This window comes from Stutzerimonas stutzeri (assembly GCF_019090095.1).
In the GTDB taxonomy this organism is placed as follows: Bacteria; Pseudomonadota; Gammaproteobacteria; order Pseudomonadales; family Pseudomonadaceae; genus Stutzerimonas; species Stutzerimonas stutzeri_AN.
Genome location: NZ_JAGQFP010000003.1, coordinates 179,058 through 193,482 on the forward strand (window position 1 = coordinate 179,058; position 14,425 = coordinate 193,482).

The following is a 14,425-nucleotide window of genomic DNA, read 5'->3' on the forward strand; positions in this document are numbered from 1 at the left end:
GGCAGGGACCGATAACGATCTGAAGGAGTGGACTCTTGCGCATCTTGCTGGTGCTTCTTGCACTTCTGTCGCTGGCCGGCTGCGCCGGTCAGCTGGTATCCGCGCCCCGTTCGCATGCGCTCGTCAGTCAGCAGTCGTCGCTGACGCGAGAGGTCGCAGCCTTGGCAGCCGCTCAGCCGTCCGGTTATTCGGGCTTCCGCCTGCTACCGGCCAGCGCCCAAGCCTTCGCCGCTCGCGTCAAGATGATCCGTGCAGCCGAAACGAGCCTGGACGTGCAGTACTACATCGTCCACGACGGGATCAGCACCCGCATTCTGGTCGATGAGCTGCTCAAGGCTGCCGACCGGGGCGTCAGGGTGCGGCTGCTGCTCGATGACACCACCAGCGACGGCAGCGATTACCAGATCGCCACACTGGCCGCGCATCCGAATGTCTTCATCCGCGTGTTCAACCCGCTGCATGTTGGGCGCAGCAACATTGTCACTCGCTCACTCGGCCGTCTGCTTCACCTGTCGCAACAGCATCGGCGCATGCACAACAAGTTGATGCTGGCCGATAGCAGCCTGGCCATCGTCGGCGGTCGCAACCTGGGCGATGAGTACTTCGATGCCGACACGGGGCTGAACTTCACCGATCTCGACCTGCTCGCGGCCGGGCCAGTTGCTCGGCAGCTCGCCACCAGCTTCGATCAGTACTGGAACCATCCCCTCAGCGTGCCCATTCAGCACTTCTTGCGCAGCCCGCCTCGACGCCATGCCTTGAGCGAAGCACGCCAACAGATCACCCAATATGTACGGGCCGATCGCCAGCGCGACCCGCAGCGCTACCAGCATCTGGTCTCGGAGCTCGATGGCGCATCACCGGAACACTGGCTCCAGGGACTGGTATGGGCGCACGGTGAGGCCCTCTGGGACCATCCGGAAAAGATCAACGCGAGCGGAATTCCTGATGAACGCTTGCTGCTGACCACGCGACTGCAACCGACCATGGATGCCGTCAGCCGGGAAATGACGCTGATATCGGCCTACTTCGTCCCCACCGAGGACGGGGTGGACTACCTGACCGAACGGGCCAGCCACGGTGTCGCGATCCGCATTCTGACCAACTCGCTGGAAGCGACCGACGTGCCGATCGTCCATGGCGGTTACGCGCCGTATCGCCGTCCCTTGCTCGAGGCGGGCGTGCGCTTGTTCGAGCTGCGTCGACAGCCTGATCAGGAGCCCTCCTACAACCTCGGCGGTGAATCGGAGTCCAGCCTGCACAGCAAGGCGGCAGTGTTCGATCGCCAGGAGGTGTTTCTCGGCTCGCTGAACTTCGATCCCCGCTCGGTGCTCTGGAACACCGAAGTTGGCGTCCTCATCGAGAGCGCGGAGCTGGCCAGCGAGGTGCAGCGGCTGACGCTCGAAGGTACCTCGCCGGCAGTGAGCTACGAGGTACGGCTGGTAAAACTCAAGGGTCGTGAGCGGTTGATCTGGATCGCCGAAGACGATAACCGCCGCAAGGTGCTGCTCAAGGAGCCAGGCGGTACCTGGCGACGTTTCAACGCCTGGATCAGTCGCGTGATAGGGCTGGAACGAATGCTTTAGCGACATCAATTCGCCCGAGCGGTTGCAGGGCGATCCGGCCAAGATTGCCAGCCAAATTGCCGTGCCGCTTGATTTGACCCCTTCGTGTGATACCAAGGTGCCACGGCAGCCAGCTGCCGCTCCCAAGCCGATACGGCACCTGCTTCTATAAAAATAAAAAGGAGCGCGACATGCATCATCGCAAATGGATATGGATGGTGACCTTACTCATCAGCTGCTTTCCGGCACTGATCAACCCCGCCCAGGCGCAGACGTTCAACGCGCTGGAAAGCATGCAGATCCATGCCAACCGTGCGACCAGCAGCCTGCTGCTCTATCGGGGCGAAGGCTTCCAGAAAGCACATCTGGCCCGCATGGAAAATGACCTCAAGGCGCTGGCGGACGCGGTCAATGCCTTTCCCGGCGCCAGCACCGAGCTGCGCGCGCACCACCAGACGCTACAGGCGACGCTGCGCGAAGGCGCCGGCTTCGGCCATAAGGAGGACGATGTACCGTGGGGCTGGCCGCTGCAGATGAGCAAGGCCCTGCGCGACTTCCTGACTGCGGTACGCGGCCAGCAAGGCGCCGATGTCCGCGCCGAACTGCCGGCCAAGGTGGAATACCTGACGGTCCAATACCTCAGTCGTGCCTACGTCGGCTCGTTCGAGACCGCCCGCGAGCAACCGGACACCTATCTCGGCCAAGATGAGCGGCGCCTGGTCCCGTCTATCGACGAACAGCTCGCCGCACTCGACAGCGCATCGAACCCGGCCATCGCCAAACTGAAGACCCGCTGGGACTTTCTCAAGGTGGCGCTCGAAGACATGAACAGCGGTAACAACTCGTTCAATACCGCATCAGGCCGACCGTTCGCCCCGATCATGGTCGATCGCCATGCACGCAGCCTCAGCGATCAGTGGATGGCGCTCTCGGCAAACACCGGTACGAACTGAGCGTAGCCGCAGCGTCAGGCATCGACCGGGCGCTGCCGCAGCCTTACCGGCCCGACTCGCGCCTCGATAGCCTGACGCACCGGCTGGCGCAGGCCGAGCATGAAGCCCAGTTCGGCCGCCACGAACAGCGGCCCGATGATCAGACCGACCAGATCGTCGACGAACGCGGGCTTGCGCCCTTCGAAGTGGTGCCCGACGAACTGGATGATCCAACCCACCACGAACAAGCCGACGCCGGTGCTCAGCCAGACGGCGGTTGGCTGCTGCGCCAGTCTTGCCCCGCCCCAGACACAGAGCAGCAGCACGGCGGTCATGAGCAGGCCAAAGCGCAGGTCCAGTCGTAGATAGAACAACGCGACCAGCAGGGCAACCAGGGCCACCGGGCTCAGCCACAGGCCGAGCACCTCGGTGCCGGGGCGCGACAGCAGCACCGCGACGGCGAACACGATCATCGGGATGCCGATGAAATGGCTGAGTAGATTCCGCGGATCGCGATGGTAGGCGGCATATTGCGCCAGATGATCGGTCAGGGTCTTCATGGACGAGTTCCAGGTGGCAGTGCGCCAAGCTTAGCCAGCCAGGCGACCCGCAGCAGGACCAAGGATGCTGGACGAGCGCCAAAGACCATGGCGCTTGTGCCAAGCCCGTCTCGGCGCGCTACGGCTCGGGACGGTAGCCCAGGCGCAAACCACCCCAGTGCCGCCCGGCCACCATGATCGGCACGGAAATGTCATGCATCAGCTCGCCGGTATCGCGGCTATAGGTCTGCAGCAGCACCTTGCGCTGGTGGCTGCCGCAGCGGGCGCCGGTGCGGTCGTTGAACAGCCGTTTGCTGCGACTCTTGACCTTGTCGATCTCCGGGTCGCCCACCGGCGGCTGGCTGAAGGCTCGGTTGTGTGTCGGCACATAACCTTCCGGCGTGGTGGCAATGGCGTAGACCAGCGCGTTGTCACGGGCCAGCAAGGGCTCCTGAATGGCCGGCAGGACGTCGTCGGCGTAACGGTCGAAGCGGGTGCTGTAGCGGGTCGGATTGGTGCCCGGCTGCGCCTGGTAATTGCGATCGAACAGATCATCGACGCTCAGTCGGCCGGCCTGCAGGTCCGCCTCGAAGCGCGCCGCAATGGCCGCCGCCCCTTCCCGCGCCAGATCGAAGATGCCCTGGTGGTAATCGTCGAGTTGCACTTCGGCCAGCTGCTCGCTGACGGTCTCCGCCTGATCGACGAGGGTGCCGGCGGCCTGCTCCAGCTGCCGGGTCTGGCCCTCGCTCTGCAGCGCATCGCCACGCAGCTGCTCCAGTGCCACGAACAGCTGCGCCAGCCGCTCGTGATTGCTGGCCGTGCCGGACGCGATTTCCGCCACCTGGGTTTCGACATTGCCGGCCAGCTCCGCGATGGTGCTGAGCTGAACGCCGGTTCCGGCCACCTGCGCCGCCGCCTCGTCGAGCTCGCTGGCCTGTTTTCGAATGTGGCTGACCACCGCTGCGCTTTGCTCACGAATGTCACTGACCATTCGCCCGACCTCCTCGGTCGCGCTGCTGGTGCGCCCGGCGAGATTGCGTACCTCGTCGGCCACGACGGCGAAGCCACGCCCGGCTTCACCGGCACGCGCGGCCTCGATGGCGGCGTTGAGCGCCAGCAGATTGGTCTGACTGGCGATGGACTGAATCACGTCGGTGATCTGACGGATCTCTTCCGTGCGCGCGGCGAGCCCGTCCAGCAATGCGCGACTGGCTTCGGTCTGGGCACTGAGCTGCTGCATGCGCTCGTTGGCGTGCTGCAGCTCGACTCGTCCGGCTTCGCTGCTACGGCGTACTGCCTCGGCGGCTTCCAGGGTCTGCTGTGCGCGGGCGGCGCTGTCCTGCTCGGTCGCGGTCATCGCCTCGGCGCCGGAGGCGATTTCATCGATGGCCACCAGCTGCGACTGCAGCCGTGCGGCCAGTTGCTCGGCGCTGTAGGACACCTGCGCCGCCGACAGGGCGTTATGGCAGGTGTGGCGAGACAGGCTCTTGCTCAATGCCGCGGAGCTTTGCGCAGCGGCACTGTCCGTGGTCGGTGCCTTCGCTTCGGCGCGCCACGGCCCCAGCCAGGGCCACAGGCCGAGCAGCAGAACGGAGAGCACGGTCAGGTAGAAGGGTAATTCCATCCAGCCGTGAAACAGCAGCAGCCCGAACAGGGACACCGCATGCAACAGACAGGCCTTGGGGTGAGTGCGGAAGGCAGGGCGCATCGCTGGCCTCTTGTGTTCATCCGGTAAGGAAGCGTTTTACCACCCGTGCGGCCAATGAACAGGGTTCTTTGGTCGCACAGAGGCGGATATCCGGGTTAACGGCCAACACCCACCAACCTTAAGCCCACTCAGCGCCGGGGCGGCGCTTGTTCATTCGCGCGCAGCGTCTGGTGCCGTCAACGGCAAACCGAGCTGCACCCGTCGACGCAGCCAGGAGCTCGGGCGGTAACGCGGCTCGTGGCCATAGCACGCCTGCATGCCCTCGAGGATGCTCAGGATTCGCGCGGGGTTGTAATGCTCGGCGAACCCCAGCGGCCCTTTCGGGTAGCCGAGCGCAACGGTCACCGCGCGATCGAGCGTCTCGGGCGTGGCGATGCCCTTCTGGGCGATTTCGCAGCCGAGGTTGACGATGCTGGCAATGATGCGCTGGCTGACGAAACCCGGTGAGTCGTTGATCACCTCCACCGGCACGCCATCGGCACCCAGTGCCTGCCGCGCCTGCGCTTCGAGCGCCGGGTCCAGCGCCGGCTGGCGCATCAGCACCCGGCGCTTGTCGAGGTCGCTGAACAGATCCAGAGCAAGAGTACGTGCCGCCGGCAGTCCCAGGCGCTCGATGCAGTTGCTGGCGTCTTCGCCCAGCGGGGTAATCAAGCAGATCGCCCCGCTGGACGGTTCGCTGGCGTCTTCGAGCACCGCACCGGCTTGCCCCAGCACCGAGCCGATATGGCTGCGCAGCCCCGGCTCGAGGCTGTCGAGCCAGAAAGGCCGGTCGACCGTCACAGGCGAGAAGCGCGGCTCGGCGCTACGGATCTGTTGACCATTGTCATAGCGGTAGAAGCCCTCCCCGGTCTTGCGCCCGAGCAGCCCCGCGGCCACCCGTTGCGCCGCCAGATAGGAAGGCGTGTAGCGCGGGTCGTAGTAGAACTGGTCGTGCACCGACTCCATCACCGCATGGGAGATGTCCAGGCCGGTCAGGTCGAACAATTCGAACGGGCCCATACGAAAGCCGGGGCCGTCACGCAGGATGCGATCGATCTGCTCCGGCGTGGCGATGCCCTCGCTGAGAATGCGCTGTGCCTCGGTGCCATAGGCGCGGCCAGCGTGGTTGACCAGAAAACCGGGCGTGTCAGGGGTGATCGCCGGGAAGTGCCCGGCCTGCTCGGCCAGTTGCACCAGACGCTCGATGACCGACGGATCGGTACGCTCGCCACGTACCACCTCGACCAGCCTCATCAGCGTCACCGGATTGAAGAAGTGATACCCGGCGACCCGTTCGGGCCGCGCGCACGCACTGGCGATGCGCGTCACCGACAATGACGAGGTATTGGTCGCCAGCACCGCATCGTCGGCAATCAGCCCTTCCAGCTCGACGAACAGGCGCTGCTTGGCCTCGAGGTTCTCGACGATGGCCTCGATCAGCAAGTCGCAGCCGGCCAGCTCGGCCAACTGGTGAGCCGGTTGCATTCTGGCCAGGATCGAGGGCAGTTCATCGGCAGCCAGCCGGCCCTTGGCGACACTGCGCTCAAGCAGCTCGCGGTTGAACTGCAGCGCCTGGTCGATGGCCTCGGGACGAGCGTCGTACAGCCAGACCTGCTGACCAGCGCTGGCGAACAATTGCGCGATGCCGCGCCCCATGGCGCCGGCGCCGATGATGCCGATACGGGAAAACATGCGAACCTCCTCGATGCGTCGTGCTGCGACTGTTCGTGACCTACCATGTTTCGCTGTGCGAAATAACATTCCGCCTTTATTGACCGAGAGCCTAAAGACTGCCAGTCTCCTTAGCAAGCCACCCGCAACCGAACGCCACGCTCATGTCCGACTACTCTCCCGCCCAGCTGCAGCAGGTCCACGCTTCGGTGACCGGCTTCTTCCTGGACGTCGGCTGCGAGCTGCTGGCCTACGGACCCGAGCAGGTCACCCTCGCCCTCGATCTGCTGCCGCGGCATCTGAACAACGCCAGCAACATGCACGGAGGCGTCATGGCCACGTTGATGGATGTCGCCATGGGCCTGAGCGGCACCTGGGAACCGGACCCTGCCGAGCGTCGCGTTGCGATGACGCTGTCGATGAACATCAATTTCAGCCAGCCTGCCGTTGCCGGCAGCCGCATCAGGGCGCTGGCGCGCTGCCGCTCCGCCGGTCACAAGGTATTCATGGCCAGTTGTGATCTGCTGGACGAACAGGACCGGCTGATCGCCTTCGGCGAAGGGGTATTCAAGCGCGGCGCACGCCGGCGCGAGTTACCCGCTTAGATGACCGCGCTACTGCCGCTGGCGCTGCTGTTCGAACTGCTGGCGTTGCTGACCCGGCTACAGGCCTTGAGCGTCGCCAGCGGTGCGCTGCTGGTGCTGTTCTTCGTCTGGCACTGGCGCTCGCTGATGCCCTACCCGCGGCGGTTGGGAATGGTGACCCTGCTGGTTCTCGGCTACTGGCTGCTGTCTGGCGCGGCCAACTGGGAACAGACGGCACGCGTACTGGCGTCGGCGGCCTACTACGGCGCCTTCATCGGCGCGCTGGGCCTGATGCATTGCCTGGTCCGCCGCCTCGAACAACTGAGCGAACTGCACCGGGTGCTGCTGGCCGGACCGCGCGCATGGCTCTACCCCGGATACCTGATGAGCACCTTCGCGATCAGTTCGGTGCTCAGTTTCGGCATGCTCAACCTCATCTGCGGATCGCTGGAAAATCATCTCGAGCGGCGGCCCTACAGCGACACCCAGTGCCGCGAGGGCCGACGCGGCGTGATGGTGACCGCACTGCGGGGTTTTGCGCTGGTGCCGCTGCTGGCACCCACCAGCGTCGCCGTGGCGATCCTGACCCGTGAATTGCCTGGCCTGAGTTGGGCCGCGCTGCTGCCGTTCGGGCTGCTCGGCGGTGCGATTCTGTTGCTGTTCGGCTGGCCGACCGAGAACCGGCGCTTACAGCAGCTGATCGATCGCTCGCACAGCGCCGCGGTGGACGCGCCAGGCACGTCCCTGGGCAAGCTGCGCGGATTGCTGATGGGCAGCCTGATCGGCGTTCTGCTGATCGCGCTGTTGGCGACACTGACCTGGCTGTCGGCAACCCAGGCCGCCATGCTGCTGGTGCCGAGTGCGGTGATCGCCATCCTGCTCTGGCAGGGAACGGCGCCCGGGCAGGTGTTCAGTGAAGTACGCGACACCTTGGTCGGTATGCGCAACGAGACCTTCATTTTTGCCAGCTCGGCGCTGCTGGCCGGACTGGTCGCCGCCGTACTGCCGGTGCATCACCTGGCCGAGCAATTCGGCGATACGCCGCTGGCGCTGTTCGCGCTGGGCACCGCGGGCGCCCTGGCGGTCATCGCGCTGGCGCTGCTCGGTGTCGCCCCGCTGATCTCGCTGAACCTCTGCACCGCGCTGCTGGCGCAACTGGCGAGCCAGGGGCTGGCCGTGATGCAACCGGCCGTGGCGCTGCTGTTCGGCTTTTCGCTGGCCATGCTGCTTTCGCCCTATGGTCCTTCTGCTCTGCTGCTGGCGCGCCACGCCCGGCTGTCGCCCTGGCGCATCGCGGTGGGCTGGAATGGTCGCTTCGTGCTCAGCGTGTTGCTGCCGCTGTTGCTGATACCGCTGCTGGCATGAGCGGCAGCAGCTAGATCCAGCCGTGCTCGGCCATCGACAGCGGTTCGCCATCCCCGACGATGAAATGATCGAGCACCCGCACATCGATCAACGCCAGCGCATCGGTGAGTCGGCGCGTGAGCTGCCGGTCAGCCTGGCTGGGTTCGGCGACGCCGGAAGGGTGGTTATGGGTGAGAATCACCGCTGCGGCGTTCTGCGCCAGGGCTCGCTTGACCACCTGCCGCGGGTAGACGCTGGCGCCGTCAATGGTGCCGTGGAACAGCACCTCGAAGGTCAGGACACGGTGCTTGGCGTCGAGAAACAGGCAGGCGAACAGCTCGTGCGGTTCGTGCCGCAGCCGCGCCTTGAGGTAATCACGCACGGCTTGCGGACTTTCCAGTGCTGAATCGCGGCGGATGCGCTCAGCCAGATGCCGACGCGCCATTTCCAGCACCGCTTGCAGCTGGGCGAACTTTGCCGGCCCGAGCCCCAGGTGCGTGCTGAACAGCGCAAGATCGCTTTCCAGCAGCGCGCGCAGGCTGCCGAACTCACTGAGCAGATGCCGCGCCAGGTCGACCGCGCTCTTGCCGGCGACCCCGGTGCGCAGAAAGATCGCCAACAGCTCCGCATCCGAGAGCGCCGCGGCCCCTTGTTCAAGCAGTTTCTCCCGCGGCCGTTCCGCCGCCGGCCAGTCACGAATGCTCATGTTTTCTCCCTGTTGAGCACGCCCTATTTCCGTCAGGACCCTGTGCTATCTTAGCGGCCTTTTAACCGGGGTCGCCGGCCGCAGCCGGAACCAGTTCTCACCCGTAACAAGGCAGGCCTATGCAGCGGCTTTATCGTAAACGCATCGTCCTGGGCGTCGGCGGCGGCATCGCCGCGTACAAGAGTGCCGAGCTGGTTCGCCGGCTCCGCGACCAGGGCGCCGAGGTCCGCGTCGTGATGACCCATGGTGGTCGCGAATTCATCACGCCGCTCACCCTGCAGGCACTTTCCGGTCACCCGGTCCATCTCGATCTGCTCGATCCAGCCGCCGAAGCGGCCATGGGGCATATCGAGTTGGCGCGCTGGGCCGATCTGGTGCTGATCGCACCGGCCACCGCCGATCTCATGGCGCGCCTGGCACAAGGCGTGGCCAACGACCTGCTGACCACCTTGGTCCTGGCCACCAACGCGCCGGTGGCGCTGGCGCCGGCGATGAATCAGGCGATGTGGGCCGATCCGGCGACCCAGGCCAACCGCGCGCTGCTACAGCAACGCGGGATCCGCCTGTTCGGCCCGGCAGCGGGCAGCCAGGCCTGCGGTGACGTCGGCATGGGCCGGATGCTCGAGGCGGATGACCTGGCGCAGGCCGCCGCCGACTGCTTCGAGCGCAGCCTCCTGACCGGCCTGCATCTGTTGATTACCGCCGGACCGACCCAGGAAAACATCGACCCGGTGCGCTACATCACCAACCACAGCTCCGGCAAGATGGGTTTCGCGCTGGCAGAAGCCGCAGCCGAAGCCGGCGCCCGCGTGACCCTGGTCGCCGGGCCGGTATTCCTGCCGACGCCCGACCGGGTACAACGGATCGATGTGGTCAGCGCGCGCGACATGCTGGCGGCCTGCGAAGCCGCGATGCCCTGCGACCTGTTCATCGCCGCGGCCGCCGTCGCCGACTACCGTCCGGAAGTGATTGCGCCGCACAAGCTGAAGAAGGACCCCACCAGCGGCGACGGGCTGCTGCTGCAGATGGTCCGTAACCCCGACATCCTCGCCACGCTGGCCGGCCGCGAAGACCGCCCGTTCAGCGTGGGGTTTGCCGCCGAGACGGAAAACCTCCTCGAATACGCCACACGCAAGCTACGCGACAAGAACCTCGACCTGATCGTGGCCAATGACGTCGCCAACCCCAGCATCGGCTTCAACAGCGAGGAGAACGCCGTCACGGTGATCGACCGCCAGCAACACGAAACCCGCTTCAGCCAGGCCAGCAAGGGCCATATTGCCCGCCAGCTGATCGCCTTCATCGCCGACCGTTACCAGCAGGCCTGACCCCATGCACAAACTTCAAGCAAAGATTCTCGACCCGCGCCTCGGCCGGGATTTTCCTCTGCCGGAATATGCCACCCGCGGTTCTGCCGGCCTCGACCTGCGCGCCATGCTGCAGGCCAATACCACGCTGGAACCCGGTCAGACGCTGCTGATCCCCACCGGTCTGTCGATCCATATCGCCGACCCAAGCCTCGCAGCACTGGTGCTGCCGCGCTCCGGCCTAGGCCACAAGCATGGGATCGTGCTGGGCAATCTGGTCGGGTTGATCGACTCGGACTACCAGGGCGAACTGATGGTGTCGTGCTGGAATCGCGGTCAATCCAGCTTCAGCATCGCCGTGGGCGAGCGCATCGCGCAGCTGATGCTGGTGCCGGTGATCCAGGCGCAGTTCGAGCTGGTCGACGAGTTCGACGACAGTGAGCGCGGCGCGGGCGGCTTCGGCCATTCGGGCAGTCACTGAGTCCAGCCCGCATTCAGGACGATTCGAGGAGTTTCATGAAAGGCTTCAAGCGCACCGCCAAGGACGCCGGCGTCCTCAACCCCGCTGACACCGCCCCCTCGCCTACCCGCCGCCGTGCGAGCCTCAAAGCCCTGACCCCGGGTTTGCTGCCGGGGTTACTCGGGCTTGTCGTGGCGGGCGCGCTGGTCTGGTTCGCACACCAGTCCACCCAGCACCGGCACACAGCTGAACTGGCCGAAGCCTGGGGTCAGAGCCAAGCGTCTGCGGTCGGACAAGCGCTGCAGCAATTAACGCAAGATACCCTTGCCGCCGCGCGCGACCCGCAGGTGCTCGACGCACTGCGCAGCGAACAGCCCGAGCGGATTCGCGCCGCCGAGCGCGAACTGGGCTATCGCGACGGAGTGATCGATGCGCACCTCAGCCCACGTGGTCAGGCGCGGCAGAACGCCGACCGTCCCGGCCCCTTGAACTTCGCGGCGCTGGACCTGCTGCAGCGCGCTGAAACCGGCACGCCACCGGCCCCTGAAGCCTTCAAGGTCGGCAAGCGCTGGCTGGTCTACAGCGCCGTCGCGGTGCGCCCGGGCCCCGAGCAACCAGCACAGGGTACGCTGCTGCTGGTAGTCAGTCTGGATCGCCTGCTGGCCACGCTGCCGAAACTGCCTGCCGACGCCGGCCAGTTGCGTCTCGTCCAGCAATTCAACAATGGCCCGGCACAGCTACTCGCACAACGGGGCGCCGCCAGCCAAGTCGGTGAGCCGCTCCGCCTGTCGTCGGCCAATCCGAACTGGACCCTCGACTTCTTCCCCGGTGAGACACCGGGCAGTGCGAAGGAGCCGCCGCTGCTGTTGCTCGGCGCCGCGCTGGCCGCTCTCGGCGGCCTGCTGCTGGGCCTGCAGCTGGTGCTCAATGCCCAGCAGCGCCGACTGCGTGAAGATGTCTTGCACTTGGGACGAATGGTTCAGGAACTCTCTTCCGGGAAGACCATCCAAACACCGACTTTGAGCCTGCCAGCGCTCGATGCGCTGGCCCGGAGCCTGGCCCGCCTGCCATCACGCGCTGCCGGAGCGGCCACGGTCAAAGCGCCCGCCACGCCGCCAGCGGCACGGCACGCCCAAACCAACGAGTACGGCGCCCCTCTGTTCCAGGACACCGATATTCTCGACATCGACATTCTCGACGAGGACCAGGACTGGCTTGGCCTCGACCCCAAGGAGCGAGAAACCGCAATGAGTGCCCCTAAAGCCCCCCAGCTGCCTGCCAGCATCTTCCGCGCCTACGACATCCGTGGCGTGGTCGGCGACACCCTGACCAACGAAACCGCCTACTGGATCGGCCGCGCGGTGGGCTCCCAGAGCCTGGCCCAGGGCGAGCCCAATGTCTCGGTCGGCCGGGATGGTCGCCTGTCCGGCCCCGAACTGGTTCAGCATCTGATTCAGGGCCTGGTGGACAGCGGCTGCAGCGTCAGCGACGTCGGCATGGTGCCCACGCCGGTACTCTATTACGCAGCCAACGTGCTGGCCGGCAAGTCCGGCGTGATGCTCACCGGTAGCCACAACCCGCCGGACTACAACGGCTTCAAGATCGTTATTGCCGGCGACACACTGGCCAACGAGCAGATCCAGGCCTTGCGCCAGCGCATCGAGACCGGCGACCTCAGCGAAGGGGTCGGCCAGGCGGAGCAGGTCGATGTACTGGACAGCTATTTCAAGCGCGTCCGCGAAGACATCGCGATGGCCAAGCCGCTCAAGGTGGTGGTGGACTGCGGCAACGGCGTGGCTGGTGTGATCGCGCCGCAACTGATCGAGGCCCTGGGCTGCCAGGTGATCCCGCTGTTCTGCGATGTCGACGGCAACTTCCCCAATCATCACCCCGACCCGGGTAAGCTGGAAAACCTTGAGGACCTGATCGCCAAGGTCAAGGCGGAAAAAGCCGACCTGGGCTTGGCCTTCGACGGCGACGGTGACCGCGTCGGCGTGGTCACCAATGCCGGCACCGTGGTGTTCCCAGACCGCCTGCTGATGCTGTTCGCCAAGGATGTGGTATCGCGCAACCCGGGCGCTGACATCATCTTCGACGTCAAATGCACGCGCCGGCTGACGCCGCTGATCAGTGGCTACGGCGGCCGTCCGGTCATGTGGAAGACCGGCCATTCGCTGATCAAGAAAAAGATGAAGGAAACCGGCGCGCTGCTCGCCGGCGAAATGAGCGGCCACATCTTCTTCAAGGAGCGCTGGTACGGCTTCGACGACGGCATCTACAGCGCCGTGCGCCTGCTGGAGATCCTCAGTCTGGACAAACGGGACGCCGAACAGGTCTTCGCCGCATTCCCCAACGACGTTTCCACCCCGGAGATCAACATCACGGTCACCGATGAAAGCAAATTCGCTATCATCGAAGCGCTGCACCGCGACGCCCATTGGGGCGAAGCCAATATCACCACGCTCGACGGCGTGCGTGTCGACTACCCGAAAGGCTGGGGCCTGGTCCGGGCGTCCAATACCACGCCGGTGCTGGTGCTGCGTTTCGAAGCCGAAAGCGAAGACGAGCTCAAGCGCATACAGGAAGTCTTCCGCGCGCAGCTTTATACTGTCGCGCCTGACCTTACCTTGCCGTTCTGATTTGCGGAGCCCTGCATGACCCTCAGCCGTGAAGTCGCCACCCAATTCGCCCAGGTTCTATCCGAAGCGCTGCCCTACATCCGCCGGTTCGTCGGCAAGACGCTGGTCATCAAGTACGGCGGTAACGCGATGGAGAGCGAGGAGCTGAAAACCGGCTTCGCCCGCGACATCGTGCTGATGAAGGCGGTAGGCATCAACCCGGTGGTGGTTCACGGCGGCGGCCCGCAGATCGGTGATCTGCTCAAGCGCCTGAATATCGAAAGCCACTTCATCGACGGCATGCGGGTCACCGACAGTCAGACAATGGACGTCGTCGAGATGGTGCTTGGCGGCCAGGTCAACAAGAGCATCGTCAGCCTGATCAACCAGCACGGCGGCGCGGCCATCGGCCTGACCGGCAAGGATGCGCAGCTGATTCGCGCGAAGAAGCTCAAGGCGACCCGTCAGACGCCGGAGATGACCTCGCCGGAGATCATCGACATCGGCCATGTCGGCGAAGTCACTGGCGTCAACACCGAGCTGCTGGAGATGCTGGTTCGCGGCAACTTCATCCCGGTCATCGCACCCATCGGCGTGGGTCCGGACGGTGAGTCGTACAACATCAACGCCGACCTGGTCGCAGGCAAGGTGGCCGAGGCGCTGAAGTCGGAAAAGCTGATGCTGCTGACCAATATCGCCGGCCTCATGGACAAACAGGGTCAGGTTCTTACCGGCTTGACCACCGCCCAGGTCGACGAGCTGATCGCCGACGGCACCATCTACGGCGGCATGCTACCGAAGATCCGTTGCGCGCTCGAAGCGGTCCAGGGCGGGGTGCACAGCGCGCACATCATCGATGGCCGCGTGCCCAATGCCGTGTTGCTGGAGATCTTCACCGACATCGGCGTCGGTACACTGATCACCAACCGCAAGGCGCCGATCGCTCAGTGACAACGTCGCCATAAAAAAGCCCGGCCCTCTCACGAGGCGCCGGGCTTTTTTGTGTGCTGTC

12 protein-coding genes are annotated in these 14,425 nt (G+C 65.2%); 8 read left to right on the plus strand and 4 right to left on the minus strand.

Translation table 11 applies throughout. The annotated features are described in order from the left end of the window. Window positions 1-35 precede the first annotated feature (35 nt). Both KVO92_RS20655 and KVO92_RS20660 read left to right on the plus strand, forming a co-directional pair. Window positions 36-1,586, plus strand: coding sequence for a phospholipase D family protein (locus tag KVO92_RS20655; RefSeq protein WP_217477464.1), 1,551 nt, complete (start codon window positions 36-38; stop codon window positions 1,584-1,586). Between the two features lie 170 nt (window positions 1,587-1,756). Then, window positions 1,757-2,518 (plus strand): hypothetical protein, encoded by a 762-nt coding sequence (locus KVO92_RS20660; protein ID WP_217477465.1) that lies wholly within the window; start codon window positions 1,757-1,759, stop codon window positions 2,516-2,518. Between the two features lie 14 nt (window positions 2,519-2,532). Here the strand turns inward: KVO92_RS20660 and KVO92_RS20665 are convergent, their stop codons facing one another. From KVO92_RS20665 to KVO92_RS20675, 3 genes are all read right to left on the minus strand, one after another. After that, a complete protein-coding gene (locus tag KVO92_RS20665) occupies window positions 2,533-3,057 on the minus strand; it encodes a DUF962 domain-containing protein (protein ID WP_217477466.1) in 525 nt (174 codons plus the stop codon). Window positions 3,058-3,175: 118 nt separating this feature from the next. Further along, window positions 3,176-4,744: a methyl-accepting chemotaxis protein gene (locus KVO92_RS20670; protein WP_217477467.1), complete on the minus strand. Its 1,569-nt coding sequence runs from the start codon at window positions 4,742-4,744 to the stop codon at window positions 3,176-3,178. A gap of 150 nt (window positions 4,745-4,894) precedes the next feature. Continuing rightward, window positions 4,895-6,415 (minus strand): 3-hydroxyacyl-CoA dehydrogenase, encoded by a 1,521-nt coding sequence (locus KVO92_RS20675; protein WP_217477468.1) that lies wholly within the window; start codon window positions 6,413-6,415, stop codon window positions 4,895-4,897. A gap of 143 nt (window positions 6,416-6,558) precedes the next feature. Here KVO92_RS20675 and KVO92_RS20680 point away from each other — a divergent pair, with 143 nt between their 5' ends. Together KVO92_RS20680 and KVO92_RS20685 are read left to right on the plus strand one after the other, a co-directional pair. After that, a complete protein-coding gene (locus KVO92_RS20680) occupies window positions 6,559-6,999 on the plus strand; it encodes a PaaI family thioesterase (protein ID WP_217477469.1) in 441 nt (146 codons plus the stop codon). Further along, entirely contained in the window at window positions 7,000-8,343 is a 1,344-nt protein-coding gene (locus KVO92_RS20685) for a hypothetical protein (RefSeq protein WP_217477470.1), read from the plus strand. It begins immediately after the preceding gene. Window positions 8,344-8,353: 10 nt separating this feature from the next. Here the strand turns inward: KVO92_RS20685 and radC are convergent, their stop codons facing one another. Continuing rightward, window positions 8,354-9,028: a RadC family protein gene (gene radC, locus KVO92_RS20690; RefSeq protein ID WP_217477471.1), complete on the minus strand. Its 675-nt coding sequence runs from the start codon at window positions 9,026-9,028 to the stop codon at window positions 8,354-8,356. 119 nt (window positions 9,029-9,147) lie between these two features. On the opposite strand from radC, the gene coaBC reads away from it, so the two are divergent. The 4 genes from coaBC to argB all read left to right on the plus strand — a co-directional run bounded on the left by coaBC (window position 9,148) and on the right by argB (window position 14,364). Next, window positions 9,148-10,356: a bifunctional phosphopantothenoylcysteine decarboxylase/phosphopantothenate--cysteine ligase CoaBC gene (coaBC, locus tag KVO92_RS20695; protein WP_217477472.1), complete on the plus strand. Its 1,209-nt coding sequence runs from the start codon at window positions 9,148-9,150 to the stop codon at window positions 10,354-10,356. A 4-nt stretch (window positions 10,357-10,360) separates the two neighbouring features. Continuing rightward, a complete protein-coding gene (gene dut, locus KVO92_RS20700) occupies window positions 10,361-10,816 on the plus strand; it encodes a dUTP diphosphatase (protein ID WP_217477473.1) in 456 nt (151 codons plus the stop codon). 1,226 nt (window positions 10,817-12,042) lie between these two features. Then, window positions 12,043-13,434 carry a phosphomannomutase/phosphoglucomutase gene (gene algC / locus KVO92_RS20705; protein WP_217477620.1) on the plus strand — a complete coding sequence of 464 codons (1,392 nt, stop codon included), beginning with the start codon at window positions 12,043-12,045 and terminating at the stop codon, window positions 13,432-13,434. A 15-nt stretch (window positions 13,435-13,449) separates the two neighbouring features. Beyond that, the gene (argB, locus tag KVO92_RS20710; protein WP_217477474.1) at window positions 13,450-14,364 is read left to right on the plus strand and encodes an acetylglutamate kinase; all 915 of its coding nucleotides are present in this window, start codon (window positions 13,450-13,452) and stop codon (window positions 14,362-14,364) included. The last annotated feature ends 61 nt before the right edge of the window (window positions 14,365-14,425 follow it).

Coding starts and splice junctions, on each gene's coding strand:
- KVO92_RS20660 (WP_217477465.1), top strand. CDS start 1,757: ATGCATCATCGCAAATGGATATGGATGGTGACCTTACTCATCAGCTGC.
- KVO92_RS20665 (WP_217477466.1), bottom strand. CDS start 3,057: ATGAAGACCCTGACCGATCATCTGGCGCAATATGCCGCCTACCATCGC.
- KVO92_RS20670 (WP_217477467.1), bottom strand. CDS start 4,744: ATGCGCCCTGCCTTCCGCACTCACCCCAAGGCCTGTCTGTTGCATGCG.
- KVO92_RS20675 (WP_217477468.1), bottom strand. CDS start 6,415: ATGTTTTCCCGTATCGGCATCATCGGCGCCGGCGCCATGGGGCGCGGC.
- KVO92_RS20680 (WP_217477469.1), top strand. CDS start 6,559: ATGTCCGACTACTCTCCCGCCCAGCTGCAGCAGGTCCACGCTTCGGTG.
- KVO92_RS20685 (WP_217477470.1), top strand. CDS start 7,000: ATGACCGCGCTACTGCCGCTGGCGCTGCTGTTCGAACTGCTGGCGTTG.
- radC (WP_217477471.1), bottom strand. CDS start 9,028: ATGAGCATTCGTGACTGGCCGGCGGCGGAACGGCCGCGGGAGAAACTG.
- coaBC (WP_217477472.1), top strand. CDS start 9,148: ATGCAGCGGCTTTATCGTAAACGCATCGTCCTGGGCGTCGGCGGCGGC.
- dut (WP_217477473.1), top strand. CDS start 10,361: ATGCACAAACTTCAAGCAAAGATTCTCGACCCGCGCCTCGGCCGGGAT.
- algC (WP_217477620.1), top strand. CDS start 12,043: ATGAGTGCCCCTAAAGCCCCCCAGCTGCCTGCCAGCATCTTCCGCGCC.
- argB (WP_217477474.1), top strand. CDS start 13,450: ATGACCCTCAGCCGTGAAGTCGCCACCCAATTCGCCCAGGTTCTATCC.